This is a genomic window from Massilia sp. IC2-476, from assembly GCF_020707295.1.
Lineage (GTDB): Bacteria > Pseudomonadota > Gammaproteobacteria > Burkholderiales > Burkholderiaceae_D > Telluria.
The window spans coordinates 461,376-487,390 of record NZ_JAJFER010000001.1 but is presented as its reverse complement, the minus strand read 5'-3'; the positions used below and the strand labels follow the sequence as shown (position 1 = coordinate 487,390).

Here is a 26,015-nt window from a genome sequence, read left to right as displayed (position 1 = left end):
ACCGGCTGATCCATGCGATGAAGCGTCGTTTTCGGGGAATAGAGCGTGCGATCCGCTAAAATGACGGCTTCCCTTATTCACTCCAACAGCATCATGACCCAGGACGAACTCAAGCAAGCCGTGGCGCGCGCCGCGATCGATTACGTGGTGGACGGCGAAATCATCGGCGTCGGCACCGGCTCGACGGCCAACTTCTTCATCGACGAGCTGGCGAAGATCAAGGACCGCATCAAGGGCACCGTGGCCTCGTCCGAAGCGACCGCGAGCCGCCTGCGCGGCCATGGCATCCCGGTGTTCGACCTGAACGAGGTTACCGAGATGGCGGTCTACATCGATGGCGCGGACGAGATCACCGCCAGCGGCGCCATGATCAAGGGCGGCGGCGCGGCGCTGACGCGCGAGAAGATCGTCGCGTCCGTCGCGAAGAAATTCGTATGCATCGCGGACGGTTCGAAACTGGTCGAGACCTTGGGCAAGTTCCCGCTGCCGGTGGAAGTCATCCCGATGGCGCGCGCCTCGGTGATGCGCCAGCTGGCGGCGCTGGGCGGCCAGCCGCGCCTGCGCACCAAGGCGGGCAGCGATGAAGCCTTCATTACCGACAACGGCGGCGAGATCATCGACGTGGTGGGCATGTCGATCACCGACCCGATCGCCCTGGAAGAACAGATCAACCAGATCGTCGGCGTGATCGCCGTCGGCCTGTTCGCCAAGGCGGGCGCCAACGTCTGCCTGCTGGGTACGCCGGACGGCGTCAAGACCCTGACTTTCTGAGCGAGGAAAGCATGAAGCGCGCGCTGGTGCTGGTTGCCGTCCTGCTGGGCGGCTGTACGTCGTTCAAGGGCAGGGTGGCGCCGGCGCCCGCGCCGGTTGCCGCCGTCAAGCCGGCGGCGCCGGGGCTGCTCGATCCAAACGGCACACCGATAGAGCGGGTACCATTCAGGACCGGCGTGTCCTCGGCAACAGTCGAGAAGATGGCGAAGCAGGCCGGCTGCGGCGGCGGGCAGGGCGCCGGGCTGGTGACCGAGCCCGGCCCGGTCGAGGTCTACCGGATGCGCTGCGAGGAGGGCCCCATGCGCGGCAAGGTATTCACCGCGCGCTGCGAGCTGCGCCAGTGCGCGAAGATGTAGGCCGGGCCACGGTTCGCATCAGCGCGCGCCGTCGTCCAGTCCCAGGGCGGCGGCGATATCGTTCCAGGCGACCGCCTTGAAATTCTGCGCTCCGTCCGGCAGTCGCTTGAAACCATCCTGCACCACCAGCATGCCGCGGCCATAAGCGCCGCCCAGGTTCGCCGAACTCACCTCCAGCCCGTCGGTCTCCGACGCCCCATCGATGCCTTTCACGGCATCCATGCCGATCCGGAATGCCCCGCGCACCGCGAACGGGGCTGCCGCATCCAGCACCACATAGCTGTTGTTACCCTGGCTTGACACGACCAGGTAGCTCCGCTTCGACCCATGATAGATCCCCATGCCCTCGACATCCGCGTGCAGGAGCGGGCCCACCGGCATCACCATCTTCAGGGACGCCGGCTGGTCTGCGCGCGCCGAGGTCACCCATACGCCGCGCCGCTCCTCGCCGACGAACAACAGGCCGCTGCGATCGTCCGCCACGCAGCCTTCCGGCTGGGAAGCCAGCCGGAAGCTGCGCGCCAGCCTTGCACCGAAGCGTCCTGCGCTGCGGGTGATCCGGTAATGCTCGTAGCGTCCGTCCTTGTCGTTCACGAAGGCGTCCATCCCGCCCTCCGGGGTCCGCAGCACGCAGGCGCCATAAATGTCGTCCAGCCCGGTCGGCAGCCGCGCTGCCTCGCGCAAGCCGCCCTCGGCGTCGATCGTGAACAGCACCATGGCGTTTTCGTCGCGCTGGGTTGCCAGCGCCAGGTCGAAGCGCTCGGTCCCGAAACGGACATCCTGGCGCAGGTCGACGTTGTTCAGGCGCCCCGACTCGAGCAGCTGCACCTGGCGACCCTGCAGGTCGTAGACCAGCAGGCCCTGCTTCTTGTTGGTGCCGAGGATGCGCGACCTGGACGGGTCGGTGGGGTGGACCCAGATCGCCGGATCGTCGGCCGCGTCGCCGGCCCGCGCGACAGGCTCGGTCTGCATGCGCGGCAGCACCACGGGCAGCGTGGGCGCTGCCGGCGTTCCGGCCTTCCAGCCGAGCACAGGGGCTTGCCATCCCTTGCCGGTACGCACCAAGAGGCTGGCGGATGCGCCGGCGCCGGAGGCCAGTCCCTGCGCACGAAGCCTGCGGGCGGGCAGCGGCTGCCAGTTTGCGCCTGCACGGCGCCAGCTAAGCAGGGCGCCCTTGTCATCGACGGCGGCCAGGCCTCCCGGCAGCACCGCCAGCGCGGCGACTCCGTCCTTCAGTGCGCCCCATGGTGCGCGCAGCGCTACCGGCGTGCGTGTCGGCGGGCCTTCCGCCTCGGCGCCGTAGGCCCAGACCCCCAGGGCTTCTTCCGCCACGAACAGGGTGGCGTGCGCATCATCGACCCGGCAGTGCTCGACGCCGGTTGGCAGCGCGAGCCGGCGCACCAGGCGGTACTCGCCGCCCAGCAGCCATTGCTGGGCCTGGCCATCCTTGGCCACCAGGAAGACATGGTCGAGGCCTTGGGCGTCGCGGAACAGGCAGGCCGCTTCGATGCCGAAGCCGGTGTCGGGCAGCGCCGCCAGCGCGGCCAGGGTGCCTGCCCGGGTGTCGACGCGCACCGGTTGCAGGCGCTCGGCGTTCGAATCGACCACGATGGCGAGCGCGCCGCCGTCCAGCGGGCGCAGGTCGAGCCCCTCGCCGCGCAGGGGCAGGCTGGCCCGCTCGCGGCCGTCGGCATCCACCAGGCGCAGGGCGCGCTTGTCGAGCGCCAGCCAGGCGCCGTTGGGCAGCGGCGCCAGCTCTTCCGCGTCGCGCAAGGATGGAGGAGGCTCGGCCGCCATTGCTGGGAGGGCGGCCAACAGCAGGGCCAATGCCGCGGGAATGAAGGTCCGTTTCATCAGAAGATGCTCGCTTTCAGGCCGATCTTGTAAGTGCGGCCATATTGTTCGTACTGGGCGTTGCGGGCCTTGTCGCCCTGGTACACATAGTACTTTTCATTGTTCAGGTTACTTGCATCGAAGCTCAGCTGCCAGCGCTTGTTGATGGTCCAGGACATCGACAGGTCGAGCTGCTTCTGGCTGTCCACCCAGCGGTCCTGGCCGGCGTCGAGCAGGTCTTCGCCCAGTTCCAGCAGGTAGGGCGACTTGTAGTTCATGGCCAGGCGCGCGCTGAAGGGCCCGCGCTCGTAGCCCAGCATGAGGTTGCCGACACGGTTCGATTGTCCGGGCATGCGGATGCTGCGGGCCATACGCAGGCCATCGCCGTCGGCGCTGTCGATGCTGGCGCGCGAATGGATCAGTGCACCGTTGATGCCGACCAGCAGGCCATCGAAGGGCGCCGGCAGCATGCGCAGCGGCTGCTGCCAGGCCAGCTCGATGCCGCGCACCCGGGCCTCGCCGCCATTGGCGTAGGATAGCGCGCTGGCATACTCGGCCCAGGCGCCGCTGCCGGCCAGGTTGGTGGCGTAGGTGAAGTCGCGGATCTGCTTCGAGAACAGGTAGGCGGACATGACCCCGTCCTTGCCAAGCAGGCGTTCGACGCCCAGGTCCAGGTTGTGCGAGCGCAGCGGCGCCAGGTCCGGATTGCCGATGGTGGCTTCGTCGCCGTCGATGCTGATGGCCGGCGCCAGCTGGCTGAAGTTGGCGCGCACCACCGAGTTGGTCCAGGCGGCGCGCAGGCTGGTCGCGTTATCGATGTCGTAGCGCAGGTGCAGGCCCGGCAGCCAGTTGGTGTACGAACGGGCGGCATTGCGCGCGCTGATCTCATCGTCCGCGACCTGGTTGCCGCGGGCGTCGAAGCGGGTGCGTTCGGCGCGCACGCCGGCGAGCAGCCACCAGGCGCCGCTGCGCAGGCTGGCCTGCAGGTATGCCGCGTCGATGTTCTCCTGCATGCGGAAGTCGTCCAGCGCCGATTCCGCATCCAGGCGGGCGCCGGCGCGGTCCAGTCCCGCGACCCGGGCGCGCACCAGCGCCGGCTCGATCGCGTAGCCGATCCGTCCCAGCTTGTAGTCCAGCTGGCGTCCGCCGACGAAGGCGGCCAGCGAGGTCGAGCCGGCGCCGAAATAGTCGCCGTCCTCCGGATCGTCGCTGCCGAACTCCCACTGCTCCGATTCGTTGTCCTTGTCGCGGCGGGTCGCCTTGGCGCCGAATTTCAGCGTGCCGTTCCATTCGCCGGCCCCGAAGTCGCGCTGCAGGTCCAGGCGCAGCTGGCGCGTGCGGTCGCGGGCCAAGCTGCGCTCGAGCGCGAACTCGCGCAACTCGTAGTTGGCCGGATCGAAGGCCGCGGCCGGAGCGATCAGGCGCGGTACCCTGCCGTTGGAAAAGCCGACGCCGGAGAAGTCATCGACGTTGCGAAAGCGTGCGTCGCCCAGGGCATCCGGGGTCTCGTCGGTGGCGCGGCTGGCGGCCGCTTCCAGGTGCAGTTTCCAGCCATCGCCGAAGCGGTGGTCAAGCGCGCCGGTGAGGGAGCGGATCTCCTGCGTATACTTGCGCTGGCGCAGGCGGCGTTCCAGGCGTGCCGTGTCCAGCTCTCCCTCGGCGACGTCGTCGCCTTCGAAGTCGCCGACTGTGAGGCGGTCGCGCGATTCCTCGTCGGAGAAGCGGCTGACGAAGCCGCGCAGCGCGACGCTGGTGAAGGCGTCGGGACGGTAGTCGAGGTTGAAGGCGCCGGCACGGCGCTCGCGCTGGGGCAGGTAGTCGCGCAGCTCGAAGCCCGACAAGCGCGGGCCGTCCCAGGCGCCGCCGGTCTCGACGTTGTCGGAGCCGAACTTGCGCTTTTCCCCAGACGCGCCGGCAGCGATGCCGAGTTTGCCGTCCATGAAGCGTTGCGCCCACAGCAGGTTGGCCTGCGGACTGGTCTGGCGGGTGTTGCCGTCGCGCCCGACAGCTGCGCCGACGCTGAACAGGGTGCCTGGCAGGTCGAATGCCGACAAGGTCTTGACCTCGACGCTGCCGCCCAGCGAATTCGCGTCCTGGTCGGGTGTACTCGACTTCGACACTTCCAGCGAGCGCACCAGCCCCGCAGGCAGCACGTCGAGCGCCACCGCGCGGCGCGAGGCTTCAGGCGAGGGAACCAGCGCGCCGTTGATGGTCACGCTGTTGTAGTCGGCATCCAGGCCGCGCACGACCACGTAGCGGCCTTCGCCCTGATCGCGCTGGACCGAGACGCCCGGCATGCGCGCCAGCGCTTCGGCGGCGTTCTTGTCGGGCAGGTGGCCGATGTCGTCGCTGCTCACCACACTGACGATGGTGTCCGCGTGCTCCTGCGCGGCAATGGCGTGCGCCAGGCTGGCGCGCTGTCCGGTGATGATCACGCTGGGTTCGTCGGCGGCGTGGACACCGGCCGCGGACAGCAGTCCGGCGGTGAGGGCGGGGAGGGCGAAGTAGCGCATGGGGGCACCAGGTTGTTGGGATGCGGCGGATTCTGGTGGCCGAATGTGACGTATCGGTGACGGCCGCCGCATCCGGCAGCCGATTCGGGCGCAGATGAGCTGAATTGACCCGGCCCGCGCCTTGCCGGTCGCGGCGCCAGGCAGGCTGAGGTGGGAAGATATGGCGCAGGCATGAGCCGTTCGGACCCGTGCGGCGCCGCCACGGCTTTGTCTTTCTGTCATGCTGCGGTCACACCGCTGCACTAGGGTAGGGCGATCCACGTCCCGACTTCCACCATGACTTTCGCGATCCGCCCCGTCCTCCTGCTTGCCGGCCTGTCGTGCAGCCTGCTCCTCCTGTTCATCGCCACCGGTACCGTGCTCCCGCTCGCCCAATGGAACTGGATGGATATCGCGGGCGAAGGCGGCACCGCCCTGCTGGCGGCGCTATGGTGCCTGATCGTGCTGGGAAGCCGCCCGGACGGACGGGTGACGCGCCTGCTGGCGGGCGGCCTGGCCTGCATCATGCTCGGCTCCTGGGCCGACTGCCTGGACGAAGCGATCGATATCGGCAAGGCTGCCTGGTGGGACAATGCCTTCGAGGCGCTGCTGCCGCTGGGGATGCTGGTGCTGACGGCCGGCCTGTATTACTGGCGGCAGGAGCAGGCCACCTTGTCCGAGCACATGAGGAAGCGCGAGCGCCTGTTCCGCAGCCACCGGCCGTTCGACCGCATCACCCAGCTGGCCGACGCCGCCTACCTGCGCGAACAGCTGCGCCTGGAGACCCGGCGCGACGCAGCGCAGGCTTGCGTGCTGGTGCTGTTCGATATCGACGGCTTCCATCGCATTAACCGCGAACACGGCCCGGCGGAGGGCGACCGCGTACTGCAGGCGGTGGCGCACATGCTGCTGCTGAACCTGCGCAACGACGACCTGCTCTGTCGCTATGCCGGTGACCGCTTCGCCGTCCTGATGCCGGAGCGCGAGATCGACGAGGCCGCCGAGGCCGCGCAGCACCTGTGCGGGATGGTGTCGGCGATGCGTCACCACGCGAAAGGAGAAGCGCTGCAGCTGACGCTACGCCACGGCTGTGCACCCGCGCGCGGAACGCCGGACGCCCTGCTTGCCGACCTGTGCCGAAGGATGGATGCGGCGTGATCGCCTGGCAGAGCGCCGGAGAACCCACGATCCCGGCGCACCAGCAGCCGGCGCTGGCCCTCGAGTACGGGCGCTCGCGCGATGCGGCCGACGCCGACCTGCTGCGCGATACCGGCCTGCTGGGCGGCCTGGGGCCTGACCGTCTGGTCGCGCCGGCCCAGTACCTGCAGCAGCTGTTGAACACCCTGCGCGTGCTGGACAGCCCGGACACCAGCTTCATGCTGGGCCAGTTGCTGCTGCCGGGCCACGACGGCGCGGCCAGCCACGCGCTGGTGCAGGCACCCAGCCTACGCGTGCTGCTCGAGACCCTGTGCCGTTTCCATGCGCGCCTGACGCCGCTCCTGCGTCCGCGCTTCGAAAGCCGCGGCGACGTGGCACTGGTGTACTGGGTCGATGCTTACGGCGCCCCGGGTATCCGGGCCGCGCTGGTCGAGATGCACATGACAGCCCTCGTGGGCCTGTGCCGCTGGCTCGGCGGCGAGCGCCTGCCCTGGCGCTTCTGCTTCAGCCGCGCCGCGCCGCGCCACATCGAGCAGCACCATGTCCACCTGGGCGCCGAGCTGCGTTTCGGCTGCCAGCTCGACGCGATGTTGCTGCCGTCCGCGTGGCTGGACCGGCCATGGCCGCGCGCCAGCGAACTGGCCGCGCGCCTGGCCTGGCAGCAGGCGGCAGCCGAAGCGGCGCGCGCACCGGGCCTGCTGGCTGCGCTCTATGACTATCTGCTGGAACATGTGCGCTCCGTGCCGACGCTGGAGCGAACCGCGAGCGACTTCGGCGTCAGCCCGGCGACCTTCAAGCGGCAACTGCTGCGTCACCATACCCATTTTCAGGGTGAACTGGACCAGGTGCGCACGCATGTCGCGCTATGGCTGCTGCAGGTGGAGAGGGCGGATAACGAAGAGGTGGCGCGCTATCTCGGCTTTCACGATGCGGCCAATTTCCGGCGCTCGTTCAAGCGCTGGACCGGGCTGACGCCGGGACCGATCCGGGCTGCGCTGGATGGGGTGCTGGGATGGGCCGGCTAGCGGCGCGGCGGCCGCCAGCCGGAGAAGCCGATGCTCAGGCCGCCGGCGGCACGTAACCCTGCGCCTGGTCCGCAGCGCCATCACCAAAGAAATGACGTTCCATCTGCGTCGCCAGGTATTTGCGGGCGCGGTCGTCCGCCAGGTTCAGGCGGTTTTCGTTGATCAGCATGGTCTGGTGCTTCAGCCATGCCTGCCAGGCTTCCTTCGAAACCGACTGGTAGAGCTTCTTGCCCATTTCGCCTGGTACCGGCGGGAAGTCCAGTCCTTCGGCTTCCTTGTTCAGTTTGATGCATTGGACGGTGCGGGCCATGGTGTACTCCTGTAATCCTGTTGGTTGCGCTATAAAATCGGGTAGACCGCCATTATAGAGTCTTGATGAAAACCTGTGACCGGCGCTGCCAGTTATACATGTGCTGGCGGTCCTTGGGCAGGTCGTCCACCGTGGCAGGGACGAAGCCGCGTTTCTTGAACCAGTGCGCGGTGCGGGTGGTCAGCACGAACAGCTTGGTCAGGCCCGCGGCGCGCGCGCGGTTCTCGATGTGCTTGAGGATGCGTTCGCCGTCGCCCTGGGTCTGGGCGTCCGGGCTCACGGTCAGGCAGGCCATCTCGCCCATCTTCGCTTCCGGGAACGGGTAGAGCGCGGCGCAGCCGAAGATCACGCCGTCGTGGTCGATGACCGAGAACTGGTCGATTTCGCGCTCGATCAGCTCGCGGCCGCGATAAACCAGGGTGCCGTCGGCTTCCAGCGGTTCGATGAGCTTGATAATCCCGCCAACGTCCTCAATTGTGGCCTGGCGCAGGCTTTCCAGGTTTTCGTGGCTGATCATGGTGCCGACGCCGTCGTGCGTGAACAGCTCGAGCAGGGCGGAACCGTCCATCTCGAAGGGCACGATGTGGACGCGGTCGACGCCGCTGTTGCAGGCCTTGATGGCGTGCTGCAGGTAGAAGGCGGCGTCCGGCGGCAGGAAGCCGGCCTGCAGCACGGCTTCGGCCTGGTGCGAAGACAGTTCGCGGATCTCCGTGCCGGCGGCGTCGCTCATCATCCCGGTTTCGGTGACGTAGATGAGCTTGTCGGCGTGCAGGGCGATCGCGGCCGCGGCGGCGACGTCTTCCATCGTCAGGTTGAAGATCTCGCCGGTGGGCGAGAAGCCCAGCGGCGACAGCAGCACCAGGCTGTCTTCGGTCTGCAGGATCGGCTGGATCTTGTCGGCGGCGATCTTGCGGGTCACGCCGGTGAGTTCGAAGTCGACGCCGTCGATCACGCCGAGCGGGCGGGCGACGACGAAGTTGCCCGAGACGATGCTGATCTGGGCGTGCGACATCGGGGTGTTCGGCAAGCCCTGGCTGAAGGCCGCCTCGATGTCGAGACGCAATTCGCCGGCGGCTTCCTTCGCGCATTCGAGCGCCGCGCTGTCGGTGACCCGGATACCGTTGTGGAAGCGGCCTTCGACGTTACGCAGGGCGAGCTGTTCGGCGACCTGCGGACGCGAACCATGCACCAGCACCAGGCGGATGCCGAGTCCGAGCAGCAGGGACAAGTCCTGGGCCAGCACCGGCAGGGCGCCGGCGGCGACCAGTTCGCCCGGAAAAGCGACGACAAAGGTCTTGCCGCCGAAGGTGTGAATGTATGGCGCGACAGAGCGCAGCCACTGGACGAATTGGGTAGGGTTTTCCATTTGCCGCATTATAATTCGCTGCGCGTCGTGCGCACCAAATACCTCGTAAAAATCAATGTCTGAACAGAGTAACAAGCCTTCGCCGCAGCAGGCGCGCAGCGCTTCCCAGAATCCTTCCCCTCACGAGCCGCGCAAGCAGCGGCCCGTCGGTGAGCTGCGCGCACCCATGACGCAGACGCGCGATGGCGAACTGCAGACCAAAACGGAGGGCAGCAGTCCACGCCGCGCGCCGGCGCCGCGCAGCGATGGCGGCCAGCGTCCGACGAACGGGCAGGGTGGTGCCAAGCCGCCGCGTGAGCGCGGCGAGCGCCCGCCGCGCGACGACACTCCGCCCTTCCGCAACCCGATCCCGCCGATTACCTTCCCCGAAGACCTGCCTGTCTCCGGCCGCCGCGCCGAGATTGCGAAAGCGATCGAAGCGAGCCAGGTGGTCATCGTCTCGGGCGAGACCGGCTCCGGTAAAACCACCCAGCTGCCGAAGATCTGCCTGGAGCTGGGCCGCGGCCAGAAGGGCCTGATCGGCCACACCCAGCCGCGCCGTATCGCGGCATCCAGCACGGCCAAGCGCATCGCGCAGGAACTCGGCTCGCCCTTGGGCGAACACGTGGGCTTCAAGGTGCGCTTCAACGACACGCTGCAAAAGGGCGCCTCGGTCAAGCTGATGACCGACGGTATCCTGCTGGCCGAAACCCAGACCGATCCGCTGCTGCGCGCCTACGACACGATCATCATCGACGAAGCGCACGAACGCAGCCTGAACATCGACTTCCTGCTCGGCTACCTGAAGCAGCTGCTGCCGCGCCGTCCGGACCTGAAGGTGATCATCACCTCGGCGACCATCGACGCCGAGCGCTTCTCGCGCCACTTCGGCACGCCGGAGAAGCCGGCGCCGGTGATCGAGGTCTCGGGCCGCCTGTACAAGGTGGAGGTACGCTATCGTCCGGTGGACCGCGACCCGGTCACGGCCACCAACGCCAAACCTGGCGAGCCGGCGCCGAAGGCCCAGGTCGCACGCGACAAGCGCGACCTGATGGAAGCCGTGGTCGACGCGGTCGATGAGCTGTGCCGCATCGGCTCGGGCGACGTGCTGGTCTTCCTGCCGGGCGAGCGCGAGATCCGCGACTGCGCAGAAAGCCTGCGCAAGCACCATCCGCCGCACGTCGAGATCCTGCCGCTGTTCGCGCGCCTGTCGGTGGAAGAGCAGGACCGCGTGTTCCGCACCACGAATGCGCGCCGCATCGTGCTGGCGACCAACGTGGCCGAGACCTCCCTGACGGTGCCGGGCATCCGCTACGTGGTCGATACCGGCCTGGCGCGTGTAAAACGCTACAGCTTCCGCAACAAGGTCGAGCAGCTGCAGATCGAGCCGGTGGCGCAATCCTCGGCCAACCAGCGCGCCGGCCGTTGCGGCCGCGTGGCCGACGGCGTCTGCATCCGCCTGTACGAAGAAGACGATTTCAACAAGCGCCCGAAGTTCGCCGACCCGGAGATCCTGCGTTCCTCGCTGGCCTCGGTCATCCTGCGCATGAAGTCGCTGCACCTGACCGACGTCGAGACCTTCCCCTTCATCGAGCCGCCGCAGGGCCGCGCGATCGCCGATGGCTACCAGCTGCTGCAGGAAGTCGGCGCGGTCGACGACGCCAACGAACTGACGGCCCTGGGCAAGAAGCTGGCCAAGCTGCCGCTTGACCCGCGCGTGGGCCGCATGATCCTGGCCGCGGTCGACAACGACTGCCTGACCGAGATGCTGATCGTGGCTTCCGCGCTGTCCACGCAGGACCCGCGCGACCGGCCGATCGAATACCAGCAGCAGGCCGACGAGAAGCACAAGAAGTTCGCCGACGAGAAGTCCGAATTCCTCAGCTACCTCAAGATCTGGGCCTGGTTCGAGGACGCGATCGAACACAAGAAGTCTAACCGCCAGCTGCAGGAGAACTGCCGCGCCAACTTCCTGTCGCAGCTGCGCCTGCGCGAGTGGCGCGACGTGCATTCGCAGCTGCTCACCGTCGCGCGCGAGCAGGGCTGGCGCCTGAACGCCGCGCCCGCGACCTACGACCAGCTGCACATGGCGCTGCTCACCGGCCTGCTCGGCAATATCGGCTTCAAGGCCGAGGACGAGCCGGTGTTCCTGGGCGCGCGCGGCATCAAGTTCCACATCTGGCCGGGTTCCTACCTCGCCAAGAAGCCGGGACGCTGGGTGATGGCGGCCGAACTGGTCGAGACCACGCGCCTGTACGCGCGCACCATCGCGCAGATTCAGCCTGAATGGGTGGAGAAGATCGGCGCGCACCTGCTGAAAAAATCGTGGGGCGAGCCGCGCTGGGAGAAGCGCCAGGCCCAGGTGACGGCGCTGGAGCGCGCGACCCTGTACGGCATCGTCGTCTACAGCAACCGCCGCATCAACTACAGCCAGCACAACCCGATGGAGGCGCGCGAGATCTTCATCCGCGACGCGCTGGTGGCGGGCGACTACGAAACCCGTGCGCCGTTCTTCGCGCACAACCACAAGCTGGTGCGCGAAATCGAGAACCTCGAACACAAGTCGCGCCGCCTGGACGTGCTGGTGGACGAACAGCTGATCGCCGCGTTCTACGACAACGAGATCCCGCACACGGTCGTGAATGGCGCAGGGTTTGAAAAGTGGTACAAGGACGCCGCGCGCGACAATCCCAAGCTCCTGTACCTGAACCGCGAAGAGCTGATGCGGCACGAAGCGGCCGGCGTCACCACGGAACTGTTCCCGAAGACGATGAACGTCACCGGCATCGAGATGGGTCTCACCTACCACTTCGAGCCAGGCAGCGCGCGCGACGGCGTGACCCTCGCGGTGCCGCTGTTCGCGCTGAACCAGATCCCGCAAGAGCGCGCGGGCTGGCTGGTGCCGGGCATGCTGAAGGAGAAGGTGCACCTGCTGCTGAAATCCCTGCCGCAGAAGCTGCGCCGCCACTGCGTGCCGCTGCCCGACTACGCGGCGAAGTTCTTCGAGCGCCACCAGGAACCGCTGCGCTTCGCCAAGGGTGACCTGATCGACGCCCTGATCGCCGACATCCACATGCACACGAGTGCCCGGGTGCTCACGAGCGACTTCAAGCTCGAGACCCTGCCGGCGCACCTGTTCATGAACTTCAAGGTGATCGACGAGCACGGGCGCCAGCTCGACATGGGCCGCAACCTGGCGACGCTGCAGGCGGAGCTGGGCGGACAGGCGCGCGAGAGCTTCCAGAAGATGGCGGAAGCCACGCCGGCCGCGCCCGCGAAGCTGCAGGCCTTCCAGCCGAGTGCAGCGCCGGCGCCGGCGAAAGGGAAGGGCAATGCGCCGGTAACGAAGGCGGCTGCCGCCACGGCGGCGCCGACGCCGGCGCCGGGCGCCGTCCAGCACACCGGCCTCACCACCTGGAGCTTCGGCGAGCTGCCGGAACTGCTCGAGATCACGCAGGGCAAGCTGACCCTGATCGGCTTCCCGGCTCTGGTCGACAAGGGCACGCACTGCGACCTGGAAGTGTTCGACGACCCGAACGTGGCGGCGCGCACCCATCGCGTCGGCCTGCGCCGCCTGTTCGCGCTGCAGCTCAAGGACCAGCTCAAGTTCGCCGAGAAGAACATCCCGGGCCTGCAGGGGATGGGCATGCAGTTCATGGTCGTGGGCACGCAGGAAGACCTGCGCGACCAGATTATTGCCAAGGCGATCGACATCGCCTGCCTGCAGGATCCGCTGCCGATCAACTCTGGCGAGTTCAACAAGCGCAAGGACGAGGGCAAGGGACGTATCGGCCTCCTGATCAACGAGATCGCGCGCCTGGTGGGGTCGATCCTGGCCGAGTTCCACGGCATGCCGAAGCGCATCCAGAGCCTGCCGCAGGCGGTGCAGCAGGATATCCAGGCGCAGCTGCAGGGACTGATCCACAAGCGCTTCATCGCCGACAACGAGTACAGCCAGCTGGCGCACTTCCCGCGCTACCTGAAGGCGATCAATGTGCGCATCGAGAAACTGCGCGGCAATCCCTCGCGCGACGCGCAGCTGATGGCGGAATGGCAGAACGCGGCCAGCCAGTTCCAGCGCACGCTGAAGAACCAGGCGGGCAAGAACAACGATCCGCGCATGATCGAGTTCCGCTGGATGCTGGAGGAGCTGCGGGTGTCGCTGTTCGCGCAGGAGCTGAGGACGCCGATGCCGGTGTCGGCCAAGCGCTTGCAGAAGGTGTGGGAGTCGATGATACGCTGAGTAGTGGAAGTTCGTAGGGTGGGCGGCTTGTGAATCGTGCCACTGGCACGATTCACCCCACGCGGTGATACGTGCAATATGAAGTTTCGCGGTGGCGTTGACAGCGGTTGACCGCGTGGGCGGAAAATCCGCCCACCCTACAGATCAGCCGATATTGCTGCCGCGGATGCGGCTCAGGTCCTTGTCGTCGCCTTCATGACTGGGCCGCGGATCGGCGCTGCCACCGACCCCGTACGAATCGCCATGCAGGCTGCCCGAGCCGACGCTGGCACCCAGGCTGCTGCCGGCGCCGCCGCTGGTTCCGGCCGAGCCTGCACCCACGCTGGAACCCATGCCACGGCCCATCGCGGAACCGGCATCCGAACTGGCGCTGCCAATCATGCCGCCACCCATCGAGCTGCCCGGGCCCATCGTTGGCGCCCCGGAACGCTGCGGGTCGGTGCCGTAGAAGCTGTGGATGCTGCTGGCCCAGCTCATGTCGCTCATATCGGGCCAGGCGTCCTTGTCGAAGCCCGGCGCGTTTTTCAATCTTTCCTTCTCGACGTTGAGCACCATGCGCTTGTTGACGGTGTCCAGGTGCAGGGCCTGCCACGGCAGGGCGAACAGCTTTTCGCCGATGCCGAGGAAGCCGCCGAAGGCCAGCACGGCATAGGCCACCTGCCCGGTCTGCATGTCCAGCATGATTTCCTTGATGTCGCCGAGGTCTTCTTCCTGTGCATTGACGACGCTGTCGCCGATCAGCGTATCGGCGCCCATCAGCGCCGGCCCGGGGCCGGTGCTGCGCGTGTTCCTGTACATGCCATATCTGTCACGATCTGCGTAGCGCATCATTCACCTCCTTGTGCATGAAATACCCGCAAGACAGCAGGCTTACCCTTCAAGGGTAGAGTCCAGCCTTGCTCGTCGCATGATATGGCTCAAACGTACCAAGGCGCGCGCGGCAGGACCGGCCGGGCTGCGAGTTAAGCGAGATAGCGCACAGAAGGTTATTTGCACTGTAGTTATTGTGCTAAGTAATGTTTCGGAGAGAAAAGAAATGACTGTGACTAAGCGCTGCCACTACACCGGCCTGTTCAGCAACCGTATTCCTACCCGTTCCATCGGTTCCCTTTTCGCCCGCCTGAGCTGGTTCGGCCGCCGCTGAACCGGGGCGCAGCGCGCGGGTCGGCCCCGGCCCGCGCGCCAGTCTCAGGACCTATTCCTGCCCAGCCTCAGGGCTGGCCGCCGCCACCGGACACCCCATAGACGTGTCCGGTGGTATAGCTCGATTCATCCGACGCCAGCGTCACATAGGTCGCCGCCAGTTCGGCAGGCTGGCCCGGCCGCTTCATCGGCGTATCTCCTCCGAACTTCTTCAGGTTCTCCTGCGTCTGGCCGCCCGATACCTGCAGCGGCGTCCACACCGGCCCTGGCGCCACGGCATTCACCCTGATTCCCTTCGAGGCCAGCTGCTTGGCCAGCGACTTGGTCATCGACACCTCGGCCGCCTTGGTCATCGCATAGTCCACCAGGTTCTCCGACGGGTCGTAGGCCTGCTGCGAGGCCGTATTGATAATGCAGCTGCCCGGCTTCAGGTGCGGCACCGCCGCTTTGGTAATCCAGAACACCGCGTACACATTGGTCTTGATGGTCCAGTCGAAGTCGGCCGTCGAGATGTCGAGGATCGACTGCGCCGACTTCTGGCGCGCCGCATTGTTGACCAGGATGTCGAGCCCGCCCAGCTGGCGCACGGCTTCGTCGACCAGCTTGCGGCAGAAGGCTTCGTCGCGGATGTCGCCGGGGATCGCTACTGCCTTGCGGCCGGCCTGGCGAATCAGCTGCACGACTTCCTGGGCATCCTGCTCTTCCGCCGGAAGGTAGTTGATGGCCACGTCGGCGCCTTCGCGCGCGAACGCGATCACGGCGGCGCGGCCGATGCCGGAGTCCCCACCCGTCACCAGCGCCTTGCGTCCGGCCAGGCGCCCGCTGCCGCGGTAGGTGGTCTTGCCATGGTCGGGGCGCGGCGTCATCTTCGCGGCCAGGCCCGGCCAGGGCTGCTGCTGGTTGGGGAAGGGCGGCGCCGGGTAGCGCGCGGCGGCTTCGCGCGCGCGGCCGGGCGGCGGCTGGCTGCCCTCGGATTGCTGGGCCAATGCGGGGACGGCGGCGGCCGAGGCCGCGATGCCGGTGGCGACGGTGCTGACGAAGCGCCGGCGCGAAGGCGCGGGCGCATCGACGGGCTTCTTGTTATCGGAATCCATGCATGCTCCTGAAAGTGAGGGAAAGGGCGACCACGACAGTGCGGGCGATGGTAGCGGTTCCCGGCCGGACGGGGCATCCGTTAGCCCTAAGGCAATAACAAGCAGCCAAAATTGTCCTTGTTATTTCGCACACCTGTGCTAAAGTTATCGCATGAACAGCACGACCAAAAGCGAAGCCACCTACGCGACCATCCTCACAGCCGCCTATGACATGGCGGCGAGCGAAGGCATCGGCAAGGTATCGCTGGGCGAACTGGCCAAGCGCACCGGGATCAGCAAGAGCGGCATCTTCTCGCGCGTCGGCTCGCTCGAAGCGCTGCAGTCGGCGGTGCTCGACGAATACGACCGCCGCTTCGGCGAAGAGGTGTTCATGCCGGCGCTGCACGTGGAGCGCGGCCTGCCGCGCCTGACCATGCAGGTCGAGCTGTGGCTGAAGAAGATCGGCAATGAGACCACGCGCGGCGGCTGCCTCTATACGGCGGGCGCGTTCGAGTTCGACGACGTGCCCGGTCCGCTGCGCGACCGCATCGAGGCCGGTGTGAACCGCTGGCGCGCATCGATGCGCAAAACCGTGCTGCAGGCGATGGAGGCAGGGCACCTGCGGCCCGATACCGAACCCGAGCAGCTGGTGTTCGAGATCTACAGCCTGGCGATCGGGGTGATGCACGACGCGCGCTTCCTGCGTGCGAATGCGGTGCCGCGGCGGGCGCAACGGGCCTTCAACCGCCTGATATCGACGTACAAGAGCTTCAACGACCTGGAGTAGTGAATTCCCAACCGGGACGGGCGGCGCCTGTCCCTTTTTTTCAACTGATTTCGCACAGGTGTGCGAAACGAGCTGTGCACAAGGAGATTGCCATGTCTGTCCTTTGGTTGCTGTTGCTTCTCCTTGCCGGATTCGCGTGGCATGTCGTGGGAGGCGTCGTGCGCGACTGCCCGGAGTGCAATGAGGATTTCGTGTTCTGCTGAGCCTGTACTCACGCCATCCACGGCTGGCGCGGCAGGGCCTGCGCCAGGTAGTTCACCATCGACTCGATCTTCGCCGACACCGCGGACTGCCGGTAATACACGGCGTGGATCGGCCGGCTCGCCGGGATCGTGAGTTCGGGCAGCACTTCCACCAGGCGGCCCGCGGCCAGCTCGCTTGAAGTGTGGAAGTCGGAGAAGCTGGCGATGCCCATGCCCTGCAGGGCAAGCTGGCACAGGGTTTCACCGCTCGACGATTTCAGGGTCGGCTTGATGCGCACCCGCCTGCCCTCGAGATCGCGCAGCGGCCAGACGTTCAGGCTGTCGGGTTCGCTGAAACCCAGCAGCTCGTGGCGCAGCAAGTCCTCGACATCCTTCGGCGTGCCGCGCCAGCGCAGGTAGTCAGGGCTGGCCACCAGCCGCAGCCGCGCGTGGCCCAGCAGGCGGCTGTGCAGGGTCGAGTCCTTCAGCTCGCCGATGCGTACCGCCAGGTCCACGCGGCGCTCCAGCAGGTCGATGAAGCCTTCGTTGCTGCTGAGGGTGAGCGTCACGTTCGGGTGCAGCGCGCGGTATTCGGGAATCAGAGGTACCAGCACGTGCAGCATGAAGGGTGTCGCGGCATCGATGCGCAGCTGGCCCGACAGCTGCCCACGCCGCTCCACGAGGCGGTCTTCGGCGGCCTGCACCGCATGCAGGATGCCGCGCGCATCGCCGACGAAGGCATCGCCCTCGTCGGTGAGATCGAGCCGGCGCGTGGTCCGGCGCAGCAGCGGCGTCGCCAGTTTCTCTTCCAGCCGGCCGAGCAGGCGGCTGACCGTCGATACCGGCTGGCCGAGGCGCTCCGCGGCCGCCGTCATCGACCCAGTGTCCACGATGGCGAGGAACACGACCAGTTCTTCCAGCTCGATCTTCATGTTTTTTATTTTCTCACTGCACGCAAAAGTCTTTCTCGGATTGCCTACTTTATCCGAAAAATGATTACCGTGATAATGCTCGGCCTGTCACACGAAAGCCGAAGCTATGCACGCATCTTCTTCCAACAATATTTCTTCTTCCGATCAATCGACGCGCGGTGCCGGCCTGGCGCTGCTGGCGCTGGCCGTCGGCGCCTTCGGTATCGGCACCACCGAGTTCGGCCCCATGGGCATGCTGCCGACCATCGCCGGCGGCGTCGGCGTATCGATCCCGGCGGCTGGCATGCTGGTGTCGGCCTACGCCATGGGCGTGATGGCGGGTGCGCCCGTCATGAGCCTGCTGCTGGCGCGCTGGCCGCGGCGCCGTGCCCTGGTCGCCCTGATGGCCATCTTCGCGCTCGGGAACATCCTGTCGGCGCTCGCGCCGCAGTATGCCAGCCTGATGGCGGCGCGCGTGGTCACTAGCCTGGCGCACGGCGCCTTCTTCGGAATCGGATCGGTGGTGGCGGCCAGCCTGGTGCCGCGCGAGCGGCAGGCAAGCGCGGTGGCCATGATGTTCCTGGGCCTGACGATCGCGAACATCGGCGGCGTGCCGGCCGCCACCTGGGTCAGCGAACACCTGGGCTGGCGCGAGTCCTTCGGCGCGATCGGCATGCTGGGCGTGCTCGCGATGGCGGCCCTCATGATGTTCCTGCCGGCCGGCAGCCGCGGGGAGGCGCTGAACGTGCGCCGCGAACTGAAGGTGCTGGCACGTCCCGTCGTGCTGCAGGCGCTCCTGACGACGGTGCTGTCCTCGGCCGCCATGTTCGCCCTCTACACCTACATCAATCCGGTGCTGCAGACCTTTACGCAGGCTTCGCCGGGCTTCATCACCATGATGCTGGCGCTGATCGGTATCGGCTTCACGGTCGGCAATACCATCGGCGGCAAGATGGCGGACCGCTCGGTCGACCGGACCATTCTGCTCTTCCTGCTGGTCGAAGCCGCGACCATGATCGCTTTCCCGTGGCTGGCAGCGAGCAAGCTGGGGGCAGCCGTTGGCCTGTTCGTCTGGGCCGCCGCGGCCTTTGGCCTGGTGCCGCCGGTGCAGATGCGCGTGATGCGCGCCGCAAGCGAAGCGCCGGGACTGGCCTCGTCCGTCAACATCGGCGCCTTCAATCTCGGTAATGCGATCGGCGCCGCACTGGGCGCGGCCGTCCTGAATGCGGGCATGGGCTATCCCTCGGTGCTGTTCGGCGGCGCGGCCATGAGCGTGCTCGCTTTCCTGCTGGTGGCATGGGCGGCCTACGGCCGGCCCGCTGCCGCCGTGCCGTGCACGCAGTAAGTTAGCGCAGCAGCTTGAGGCCCGGGGGCAGGGCATCGCCCAGCATCCGGGTCTCGACCGCCTGGTCGAGTTCCACCACCTCGCGCACCATGGCCGACCAGGCCGGCGGTGCGCCAGTCGCGGACAGGCGGCGCAGCACCTCGTCGCGCACCGCCTGGACGATGTCGCGCGAACGGTCGCCCGTCATGCGCGCGATGTGGGCGGCGGCAAAACCGGCTGGCTCGATCTTCTTCCAGTCCAGCTGCAGGAGCTGGGTCAACCAGCTTTCCGCCGATGCGCTCGGCGCCACTTCATGCGCCGCGCCGTGGAAGGATTGGCGCGCGCCGACGCGGCCGAGGGCCCACAGGTAGCGTCCGTAACGCGCCGCTGCCCTGGCGTCGATTTTCGCGCCCGTCGGCATCTCCATGATCTGCCCGATCAGCCAGTCCCCGATCTCGGCCTTGTAGGCGGCCGGGATGCGTTCGAGCGAGGCGCCCACGCGCAGCATGTCGTCCTCGGTGCCGTCGACCAGGGTGACGGGGCGCCGTCCGCGCTCCGCTGCGTCGGCCTGCAGGTTGAAGGCAAAGTCGTCGAGCAGGCGCAGTTGGGCCTCGACAGACAGGCCGCCCGCCACCCGCCGCCACAGCGTCCACCATTCGGCGCGCACCTGGCTGTCCTTGTGGTACTGGACGCCAGTCTCGAACATGGCCCACAGCTGCTCGATGCGCCATTCGTCGAGCGGATGGCCGAAGCCCGGGCGCAGGCAGTAGCCGGCCAGGTTCAGCCACGCGCGCTCATGCTCGGCGGAGCGGCGCCGGCCCTTGGCGCGTGCCAGCAGGGTGTCGAACAGGCGGCGCAGCAGCGGCGTGGTCCAGCGTTCGCGCGAGCCGAGCAGGTGTTCCAGCGAGGCGCGCAGCTGGCGCACCTCGCGCGGATCGACCTGCTGCGAGCGGTTGCCGAAGATGCGGTCGAGGCGGGCGATTGCGTCATCGAGTTCGGCCGGCAGCACTTCCTCCTCGACCGCTTCGTCCTCTTGCGCGCGCAGCTGGAACTCCAGGCGCCAGCGCTGGGATGCATCTTCTTCCGCAATACAGAAGACCTCGAGCGTGCCGACCTCGGACAACACGGCAGCCAGTTGCACCGGGATGTCGGCGCTGCGCTTGCTACGCAGGACGGTGGAGATGGCAGGCAGGCGCACGATGTCGCTTGCAGGCAGGTCCAGCAGATCGCCCGGCTGCGGCAGCACGCCGCCCGGATCGGCGGTCGAGGAAACCAGGTGGAAGCGCACTGGGCGCCCGAGGCGCAGTGCGAAGCTGCGGCTCACCAATCGCACTTCCTCGCCGGCCGGCGCCCCACGCGGCAGCAGGCAGACCGCGCGTACGGTATCGCCCGACTGCTCGGCATCGAGCAGCAGGTAGTAGTTGCGCGCCGAGCCGCTTTCGATCGATGGCGCCTGCCCGGCGCGCGCCAGCGAATAGGCGACGCCGCCGCGCGCCACGGCGACATCCGGGTCCTCGTTGTGCAGCAGCGCTACCGGCGCACCGCGCCAGTTTGAGAGCACATCGACAAGACGTTGCGCCAGCGCGGCGCCGCGGAACACGCCGCCGTTGAGCAACAGGGTGTCCGGCACCGGCAGGCTGCCGTCATCAAGGATGCCCAGCGCTTCGCGCGCCACCTGCGCATGCTGGCGCAGGAAACCGGCCAAGTGGCGCGTGATGGCCGGGTCGCTCGCATAGGGCAGGCCGAATTCGACGATGCCGGCGCGCGCGCGTTTCGCCGCCTCCTGGGCTTCGTTGGGCGGGAAGAAGCCGTCGAGCACGATCCGCTGGACGTCTTCGCGCGTGATGGTGGCCGAGCGGCTGGCGCCGATCAGGCGCGCGCCGGAACCGAGCAGGGTCACCGTCACCTGGTCCGGCGCATCGGGCGCGAGCAGCAGTTCCTTGGCGGCGCGGCAGCGTTCCGTCAGCTGGGCGAGGCGGCCGGCCGTGAGGCGTTCAGTATTCCCAAGGCGCGACTCGGTCAGGTGCGCCAGCGCCAGGTCCATGTTGTCGCCGCCGAGGATCAGGTGGTTGCCGACGCCAATGCGCGTCAGCTTCGGTTGGCCGTCCTCTTCCAGCTCGACCTTGACCAGGCTGAAGTCGGTGGTGCCGCCGCCGACGTCGGCCACCAGCACCAGGCGCGTGCCCGCCAGGTCTTGCGCCAGGGTGGCGCGATGGCGGTACAGCCAGTCGTACAGGGCCGCCTGCGGTTCTTCCAGCAGGCGCAGCTCCGGCAGGCCGGCCATGCGCGCGGCCTCCAGCGTGAGGGCGCGTGCGCCTTCGTCGAAGGAGGCGGGAACGGTGAGGACGATTTGCTGGCGCTCCAGCGGCGCCGTCGGGAAGCGCCGGTTCCAGGCCGCGCGCAGGTGCGCGAGGTAGCTGGCGCTGGCCGCCACCGGCGACACCTTGGGTACTTCAAGCGCATCGGCGCCCCAGGGCAGGATCGCCGCCATGCGGTCCACGCCCGCATGCGACAGCCAGCTCTTGGCGCTGGCCACCAGCCGGCCCGGGGTCTGGCTACCCAGCACGCGGGCGAGGCGCCCGACGGCGACGCGCTCGACGCCGGCCGGGTCCTGCTGGACCCAGGGCAGTTGCAGTTCGCCGGGAGCGAGTTCGTTATCGAGCGGGTGGTAGCGCATCGAAGGCAACAGCGCAGTTGCCGCTACTTCGCCGGGCGCCACCAGCTGTTCGATGTCCAGCAGTTCGACCGCCGCGCCGGGCGCGGCAAAGGCGAGCACCGTGTTGGTGGTGCCCAGGTCGATGCTGACGAGGTAGGTCACCGCGCTTACTGTTGGCGGACGTCGAACTCGATCTTCCAGCGCTGGCCGTCACGCGCGACCGCGGCCAGCTCCAGCGTCCCTGCGTCGGTCGCCAGCGCGTGCAGCTTGACTTGCACCACGTCGCCGGCCACGCGGCCTTCCGCCGGCAGGGTCGCCTGGATCTCGTTCATTTCCTGCAGCTCGTCCGGGCCCCAAAACTCGAGCACCTCGCCGATGCGGTCCTGGCGCCGGGTGGTGGAGCCGAAGAAGCGGAAGGTGACCGGCTCGCCCACTACCAGGCCGAATTCCTGGCCCGGCAGTTCGAGTTCGCTGCCTTCTTCCATGCCGAAGGGGGCCACGCACAGCGCCTCGATCGGCGGCTCCATGCCGGGAATCGCCGGCATCGAGGATTCCACGCCGACGTAGTAGGAACGGGCCGTGCCGCCGCGGATGCGCACGCCGCCGCCACGGCGTGCATAGCTGAAGTAGGCCGCGCCGCGTGCCACCGCGAGATCCAGGTCGGCGCCTTCCAGCATGCGTGCGGGCTCGGCGCCTTCCATGTACAGCCAGTCGTTGATGGTGTCCATCACGCGCTGGGCCAGGATGTTCGACTTGAACACGCCGCCGTTGAACAGCACCGCGCTCGGGTGCAGGAAGCTCGCATCCGGATTGACCGCGCGGCCGAAGCCTTCCAGCTCGGCGGTGGCGCCGGCCTGGCGCGCCAGGAAGGCGGCCAGGTGCTTCGTGATCGCGGCGTCCTGTGCATACGGCAGGCCGACCTGGGTCAGGCCGGCGCGGGTGCGGGTGGCCGGACGTGCGGTGGCTTCCACGCGCGGGAAGAAGCCGTCGGTAATGAAGGCGGTGACTTCATCGCGCGTCAGTTCGGTGCGGATCGAGCCGCCGATGAGTTTCGAGCCGCGGCTCGGCACCACGATCGGCCACAAGGTGGCATTCGCGTCGGCCAGCAGGTGTTCCTTGGCGCTGCGGCAGCCATAGGTGAGGGCGCGCATCTGCCAGGCGTCGAGCTGGGTGCCGTTTGCCTGGAGTTTACGCGCCACGAAGTGGGCCAGCGCCAGGTCCATGTTGTCGCCGCCCAGCAGGATGTGGTCGCCCACCGCCACGCGGTGCGGCTCGAGCGTGCCCTCGCGTTCGAGGATCGCGATCAGCGAGAAGTCGCTGGTGCCGCCGCCGACGTCGACCACCAGCACGATGTCGCCGGCCTTGACCTGCTTGCGCCAGGCGCCGCGGCTGCCCTGGATCCAGCTGTACAGGGCCGCCTGCGGCTCTTCCAGCAGGGTCGGGTTCATGCCCGCGTTGCGCGCCGCTTCCGCGGTGAGTTCGCGCGCGCCCGGATCGAAGGAGGCCGGGATGGTGACGGTGACCTGCTGCTGCTCGAACGGGGCGTCCGGGTGAGCGGCATTCCAGGCCTGGCGCAGGTGCGCAAGATAACGGGTCGAGGCCTCGAGCGGCGAGACGCGCGTGACTTCTTCCGGCGCGTCGTGCGGCAGGATGGCGGCGCGGCGGTCGACGCTCGGGTGGCTCAGCCAGCTCTTGGCCGAAGACACCAGGCGGATGGGCGTGGTGGCGCCGCGGCTGCGCGCCATTTCCCCGGCCACGTAGCCTTCGCCGCCCGCACTCCATGGCAGCGCCGTTTCGCCGGCCGCCAGTTCGTCCGGGTGCGGCAGGTACAAGAAGGAGGGCAGCAGCGGCAGCGCTTCGACCGTGCCGGGCGCGCTCAGCTGCGGGATGGCCAGCACGCCGTCGACGGTCTTTTCGCCGTCGCTGGCCTGCAGGTCGACATAGGACAGGGCACTGTGGGTGGTGCCCAGGTCGATGCCGATGGCGTAACGTGCGTCGCTCACAGTTCCACCTCCGCCGGCGCCAGCACACGCGCGTCATGCTTCTCGGCCAGCTGCGGCAACTGGACCTTGCTGGCGCGCCAGCCGCGGTGCGACAGGGTGCCCTTGAACGGGGCCTGGCCGACCACGTTGCCGGTCAGGCGCACGCTGGCGGCGTCGAAGCCTTCTTCCAGCGTGACGCGTGCGCCTTCCGCTTCAGCACGCACCGGCTCGATGGTGAAGTGCTCGCGCAGCACGCGGGCGCAGCCTTCGTGCACCACGCGGGCGGCGGCGCCGATGTCTGCGTCGGAATAGGCGCTCAGGTTTTCCTGGGTGAAGTCGATCAGGCGCGCTTCGCGCTGTAACAGGCTCAGCAGCTGCAGGGCCGACTCGGCGCTCGGGGCGCGCAGCGGGGCCGCGGTCGGGGCGGCGGTAGGCGCGGGCGTCGGCGCCGCGGTCGGTGCCGGTGTGGGCATGGCAACCGGGCCCACCCCATCATCGCGCACGCGCGCTGCAAACTCGGCGTCGCCGAGCGATTTGAAGAAGGCGCCAAAGGCGATCGAAAGCCGGCTGAAGAAGCCCGGCAGATTGGTCGGAGTAGTCATTCTTGATGTTCTGTAGGGTAAGGGACGGGCGCGCTGTCGGACAGAGTCCGGGCCACGGTCCGGAAAACGCGCATGATACCAGTTTGGCTACAGCCGAGGCACGCGTGCGGTAGGGTGATCGGCTCGGCCGACCGCGCGTCCAGCCAGCATATGAGCAGACGCAACATCTGCTCATACGTTATTTGAACGCGCGGTCGGCATAGCCGACCACCCTACGGGTCACGCAAGATCTAGTGCGCCGCCATTTCGCGCATCCGGCGCCGCAGCGCGCGTTCGCGCCGCGCCTCTTCCTGCCAGTCTTCGCGCAAGGCGCGCCACAGGGCAATCACCATCAGCACGATCACCAGCGCGAAGGGCAGGGCGAACAGGATGGTGGCCGTCTGCACCGCGTCGATCCCGCCCGCCAGCAGCAGGCTGATGGCGATGCCGGCGATCAGGATGCCCCAGACCAGCTTGGTACGGGCCGGCGGGTTCGGGTCGCCGCCGCGGCTCATCATGCCCAGCACCAGCACGGCCGAGTCGCCCGAGGTCACGAAGAAGACCACCACGAGCAGCGTGGCCACCACCGACATGATGCTCCCAAAAGGCAGGGCCTCGAACATCGCGAACAGGGCCGTGGCCAGGTCGGCCTTGACGGCGTCGGCCAGCGGGATGTGCTGCCAGATCTCCAGGTAGAGCGCGGTGCCGCCGAAGATCGAGAACCAGACGAAGGCCGCCAGCGACGGAGCCAGCACGGTGCCGATGATGAACTCGCGGATGGTGCGGCCGCGCGAGACGCGCGCGATGAACAGGCCGACGAAGGGCGACCACGAAATCCACCAGGCCCAGTAGAAGATGGTCCAGTTGGCCACCCAGCTGCTGTCGCGGAAGGGCGTGGCGCGCAGGCTCATGCGCACGATCTCGCTGGCATAGCTGCCCAGGGTATTGGTGAAGGTGTCGATGATCGCCACCGTGGGGCCGAGCAGGAACACGGCGAGGGCGAGCAGGGCCGCCATCGCCATGTTCACGTTGGACAGCAGCTTGACGCCCTTTTCCACGCCGCTCACGGCCGAGACAATGAACATGGCGGCGGTCACGACGATGATCGCGACCTGCGAGGCGGGACTGATGGCGAGCCCGAACACGGCGTTCAGGCCGCTGTTGATCTGCAGTGCGCCGACGCCGAGCGAGGCGGCCACGCCGAAGGCCGTGGCCACCACCGCCAGGCCATTGAACAGTCCGGACATGGCGCGCACGGGGCGCCAGGGCAGTGAGCTGGTGACGGTGCTGATCAGGGAGTTGCCGGCGCGGCGGTACTGGAAGAAGGCGATCGCCAGCGCCACCACGCTGTACACGGCCCAGGGGTGGATACCCCAGTGGAAGAACACATAGCGCATGGCGGCGTTGGCGGCTTCCGGGGTGCCGGCGGTGACGCCGGGCGGCGCGGTGACGTAATGGGAAATAGGTTCGGCCACGCCCCAGAACACCAGGCCGATGCCCATGCCCGCAGCGAACAGCATGGCGAACCAGCTGCCGACGCTGAATTCCGGTTCGTCGTCCTCGCCGCCGAGTTTCAGGCTGCCGTAGCGGCTGAAGGCGACATAGGCGGCGAACAACACCAGCCCGAGGACCACCCACAGGTAGAACCAGCCGAAGTTGCGGGTGAGCGAAGCGAGCATGGTGTCGAACACGGACGCCATGTTGTCGGGGGCGAGGATGCCCCATAACACGATGAGAAAGATAAAGCCCGCAGAGCAGAGCATTTGCATGAGTTCTCCTTATTGATGCGTGCGGACGCTGCCGCAGGCAGGCAAGGCGGGCGTGGCGTGGGCACGACACGGCC

18 protein-coding genes are annotated in these 26,015 nt (G+C 67.7%); 7 read left to right on the top strand and 11 right to left on the bottom strand.

What is annotated here, in order from left to right; translation table 11 throughout:
• Positions 1-93: 93 nt before the first annotated feature.
• Together rpiA and LK539_RS02235 are read left to right on the top strand one after the other, a co-directional pair.
• Positions 94-771 carry a ribose-5-phosphate isomerase RpiA gene (rpiA, locus tag LK539_RS02240; protein ID WP_227799768.1) on the top strand — a complete coding sequence of 226 codons (678 nt, stop codon included), beginning with the start codon at positions 94-96 and terminating at the stop codon, positions 769-771.
• A gap of 11 nt (positions 772-782) precedes the next feature.
• Positions 783-1,127: a hypothetical protein gene (locus tag LK539_RS02235; RefSeq protein ID WP_227799278.1), complete on the top strand. Its 345-nt coding sequence runs from the start codon at positions 783-785 to the stop codon at positions 1,125-1,127.
• 18 nt (positions 1,128-1,145) lie between these two features.
• On the opposite strand, the gene LK539_RS02230 is transcribed toward LK539_RS02235, so the two are convergent.
• A complete protein-coding gene (locus tag LK539_RS02230) occupies positions 1,146-2,981 on the bottom strand; it encodes a phytase (RefSeq protein ID WP_227799277.1) in 1,836 nt (611 codons plus the stop codon).
• Positions 2,981-5,473, bottom strand: coding sequence for a TonB-dependent receptor (locus LK539_RS02225; protein ID WP_227799276.1), 2,493 nt, complete (start codon positions 5,471-5,473; stop codon positions 2,981-2,983). Before LK539_RS02225 ends, LK539_RS02230 begins: the two co-directional genes overlap by 1 nt.
• 276 nt (positions 5,474-5,749) lie before the next feature.
• Between LK539_RS02225 and LK539_RS02220 the strand changes: the two genes are divergently transcribed.
• Complete coding sequence (locus LK539_RS02220) at positions 5,750-6,610, top strand: GGDEF domain-containing protein (RefSeq protein WP_227799275.1); 861 nt, start codon at positions 5,750-5,752, stop codon at positions 6,608-6,610.
• The gene (locus tag LK539_RS02215; RefSeq protein ID WP_227799274.1) at positions 6,607-7,635 is read left to right on the top strand and encodes an AraC family transcriptional regulator ligand-binding domain-containing protein; all 1,029 of its coding nucleotides are present in this window, start codon (positions 6,607-6,609) and stop codon (positions 7,633-7,635) included. Before LK539_RS02220 ends, LK539_RS02215 begins: the two co-directional genes overlap by 4 nt.
• Positions 7,636-7,669: 34 nt before the next feature.
• Here LK539_RS02215 and LK539_RS02210 read toward each other — a convergent pair whose 3' ends face one another.
• Complete coding sequence (locus LK539_RS02210) at positions 7,670-7,945, bottom strand: oxidative damage protection protein (protein ID WP_027864371.1); 276 nt, start codon at positions 7,943-7,945, stop codon at positions 7,670-7,672.
• A 52-nt stretch (positions 7,946-7,997) separates the two neighbouring features.
• Positions 7,998-9,311: an amino-acid N-acetyltransferase gene (gene argA, locus LK539_RS02205; protein WP_227799273.1), complete on the bottom strand. Its 1,314-nt coding sequence runs from the start codon at positions 9,309-9,311 to the stop codon at positions 7,998-8,000.
• 55 nt (positions 9,312-9,366) lie between these two features.
• Here argA and hrpA point away from each other — a divergent pair, with 55 nt between their 5' ends.
• Positions 9,367-13,533, top strand: coding sequence for an ATP-dependent RNA helicase HrpA (gene hrpA / locus LK539_RS02200; protein ID WP_227799272.1), 4,167 nt, complete (start codon positions 9,367-9,369; stop codon positions 13,531-13,533).
• Between the two features lie 144 nt (positions 13,534-13,677).
• Here hrpA and LK539_RS02195 read toward each other — a convergent pair whose 3' ends face one another.
• A complete protein-coding gene (locus tag LK539_RS02195) occupies positions 13,678-14,331 on the bottom strand; it encodes a PRC-barrel domain-containing protein (protein ID WP_227799271.1) in 654 nt (217 codons plus the stop codon).
• A gap of 413 nt (positions 14,332-14,744) precedes the next feature.
• Positions 14,745-15,770, bottom strand: coding sequence for an SDR family oxidoreductase (locus LK539_RS02190; RefSeq protein WP_227799270.1), 1,026 nt, complete (start codon positions 15,768-15,770; stop codon positions 14,745-14,747).
• Between the two features lie 151 nt (positions 15,771-15,921).
• On the opposite strand from LK539_RS02190, the gene LK539_RS02185 reads away from it, so the two are divergent.
• The gene (locus LK539_RS02185) at positions 15,922-16,536 is read left to right on the top strand and encodes a TetR/AcrR family transcriptional regulator (RefSeq protein ID WP_227799269.1); all 615 of its coding nucleotides are present in this window, start codon (positions 15,922-15,924) and stop codon (positions 16,534-16,536) included.
• A gap of 211 nt (positions 16,537-16,747) precedes the next feature.
• On the opposite strand, the gene LK539_RS02180 is transcribed toward LK539_RS02185, so the two are convergent.
• Entirely contained in the window at positions 16,748-17,650 is a 903-nt protein-coding gene (locus tag LK539_RS02180; protein ID WP_227799268.1) for a LysR family transcriptional regulator, read from the bottom strand.
• Between the two features lie 106 nt (positions 17,651-17,756).
• Here LK539_RS02180 and LK539_RS02175 point away from each other — a divergent pair, with 106 nt between their 5' ends.
• A complete protein-coding gene (locus LK539_RS02175; RefSeq protein ID WP_227799267.1) occupies positions 17,757-18,974 on the top strand; it encodes an MFS transporter in 1,218 nt (405 codons plus the stop codon).
• Between the two features lies 1 nt (position 18,975).
• On the opposite strand, the gene LK539_RS02170 is transcribed toward LK539_RS02175, so the two are convergent.
• From LK539_RS02170 to LK539_RS02155, 4 genes are all read right to left on the bottom strand, one after another.
• Entirely contained in the window at positions 18,976-21,771 is a 2,796-nt protein-coding gene (locus tag LK539_RS02170) for an Hsp70 family protein (RefSeq protein ID WP_227799266.1), read from the bottom strand.
• A gap of 5 nt (positions 21,772-21,776) precedes the next feature.
• A complete protein-coding gene (locus LK539_RS02165; RefSeq protein WP_227799265.1) occupies positions 21,777-23,612 on the bottom strand; it encodes an Hsp70 family protein in 1,836 nt (611 codons plus the stop codon).
• On the bottom strand, positions 23,609-24,193 hold the full coding sequence (locus LK539_RS02160; protein WP_227799264.1) for a DUF2760 domain-containing protein: 585 nt from the start codon (positions 24,191-24,193) through the stop codon (positions 23,609-23,611). The genes LK539_RS02165 and LK539_RS02160 overlap by 4 nt, the downstream gene beginning before the upstream one ends.
• Before the next feature lie 230 nt (positions 24,194-24,423).
• Positions 24,424-25,941: a BCCT family transporter gene (locus tag LK539_RS02155; protein ID WP_227799263.1), complete on the bottom strand. Its 1,518-nt coding sequence runs from the start codon at positions 25,939-25,941 to the stop codon at positions 24,424-24,426.
• Positions 25,942-26,015 lie beyond the last annotated feature (74 nt).

Excerpts from the sequence above, each read along its gene's own strand:
- LK539_RS02160 (WP_227799264.1), bottom strand. The coding sequence starts at position 24,193 with ATGACTACTCCGACCAATCTGCCGGGCTTCTTCAGCCGGCTTTCGATC.
- LK539_RS02155 (WP_227799263.1), bottom strand. The coding sequence starts at position 25,941 with ATGCAAATGCTCTGCTCTGCGGGCTTTATCTTTCTCATCGTGTTATGG.
- LK539_RS02180 (WP_227799268.1), bottom strand. The coding sequence starts at position 17,650 with ATGAAGATCGAGCTGGAAGAACTGGTCGTGTTCCTCGCCATCGTGGAC.
- LK539_RS02195 (WP_227799271.1), bottom strand. The coding sequence starts at position 14,331 with ATGTACAGGAACACGCGCAGCACCGGCCCCGGGCCGGCGCTGATGGGC.
- argA (WP_227799273.1), bottom strand. The coding sequence starts at position 9,311 with ATGGAAAACCCTACCCAATTCGTCCAGTGGCTGCGCTCTGTCGCGCCA.
- LK539_RS02175 (WP_227799267.1), top strand. The coding sequence starts at position 17,757 with ATGCACGCATCTTCTTCCAACAATATTTCTTCTTCCGATCAATCGACG.
- LK539_RS02210 (WP_027864371.1), bottom strand. The coding sequence starts at position 7,945 with ATGGCCCGCACCGTCCAATGCATCAAACTGAACAAGGAAGCCGAAGGA.
- hrpA (WP_227799272.1), top strand. The coding sequence starts at position 9,367 with ATGTCTGAACAGAGTAACAAGCCTTCGCCGCAGCAGGCGCGCAGCGCT.
- LK539_RS02225 (WP_227799276.1), bottom strand. The coding sequence starts at position 5,473 with ATGCGCTACTTCGCCCTCCCCGCCCTCACCGCCGGACTGCTGTCCGCG.
- LK539_RS02190 (WP_227799270.1), bottom strand. The coding sequence starts at position 15,770 with ATGGATTCCGATAACAAGAAGCCCGTCGATGCGCCCGCGCCTTCGCGC.
- LK539_RS02230 (WP_227799277.1), bottom strand. The coding sequence starts at position 2,981 with ATGAAACGGACCTTCATTCCCGCGGCATTGGCCCTGCTGTTGGCCGCC.
- LK539_RS02220 (WP_227799275.1), top strand. The coding sequence starts at position 5,750 with ATGACTTTCGCGATCCGCCCCGTCCTCCTGCTTGCCGGCCTGTCGTGC.
- LK539_RS02235 (WP_227799278.1), top strand. The coding sequence starts at position 783 with ATGAAGCGCGCGCTGGTGCTGGTTGCCGTCCTGCTGGGCGGCTGTACG.
- rpiA (WP_227799768.1), top strand. The coding sequence starts at position 94 with ATGACCCAGGACGAACTCAAGCAAGCCGTGGCGCGCGCCGCGATCGAT.
- LK539_RS02185 (WP_227799269.1), top strand. The coding sequence starts at position 15,922 with ATGAACAGCACGACCAAAAGCGAAGCCACCTACGCGACCATCCTCACA.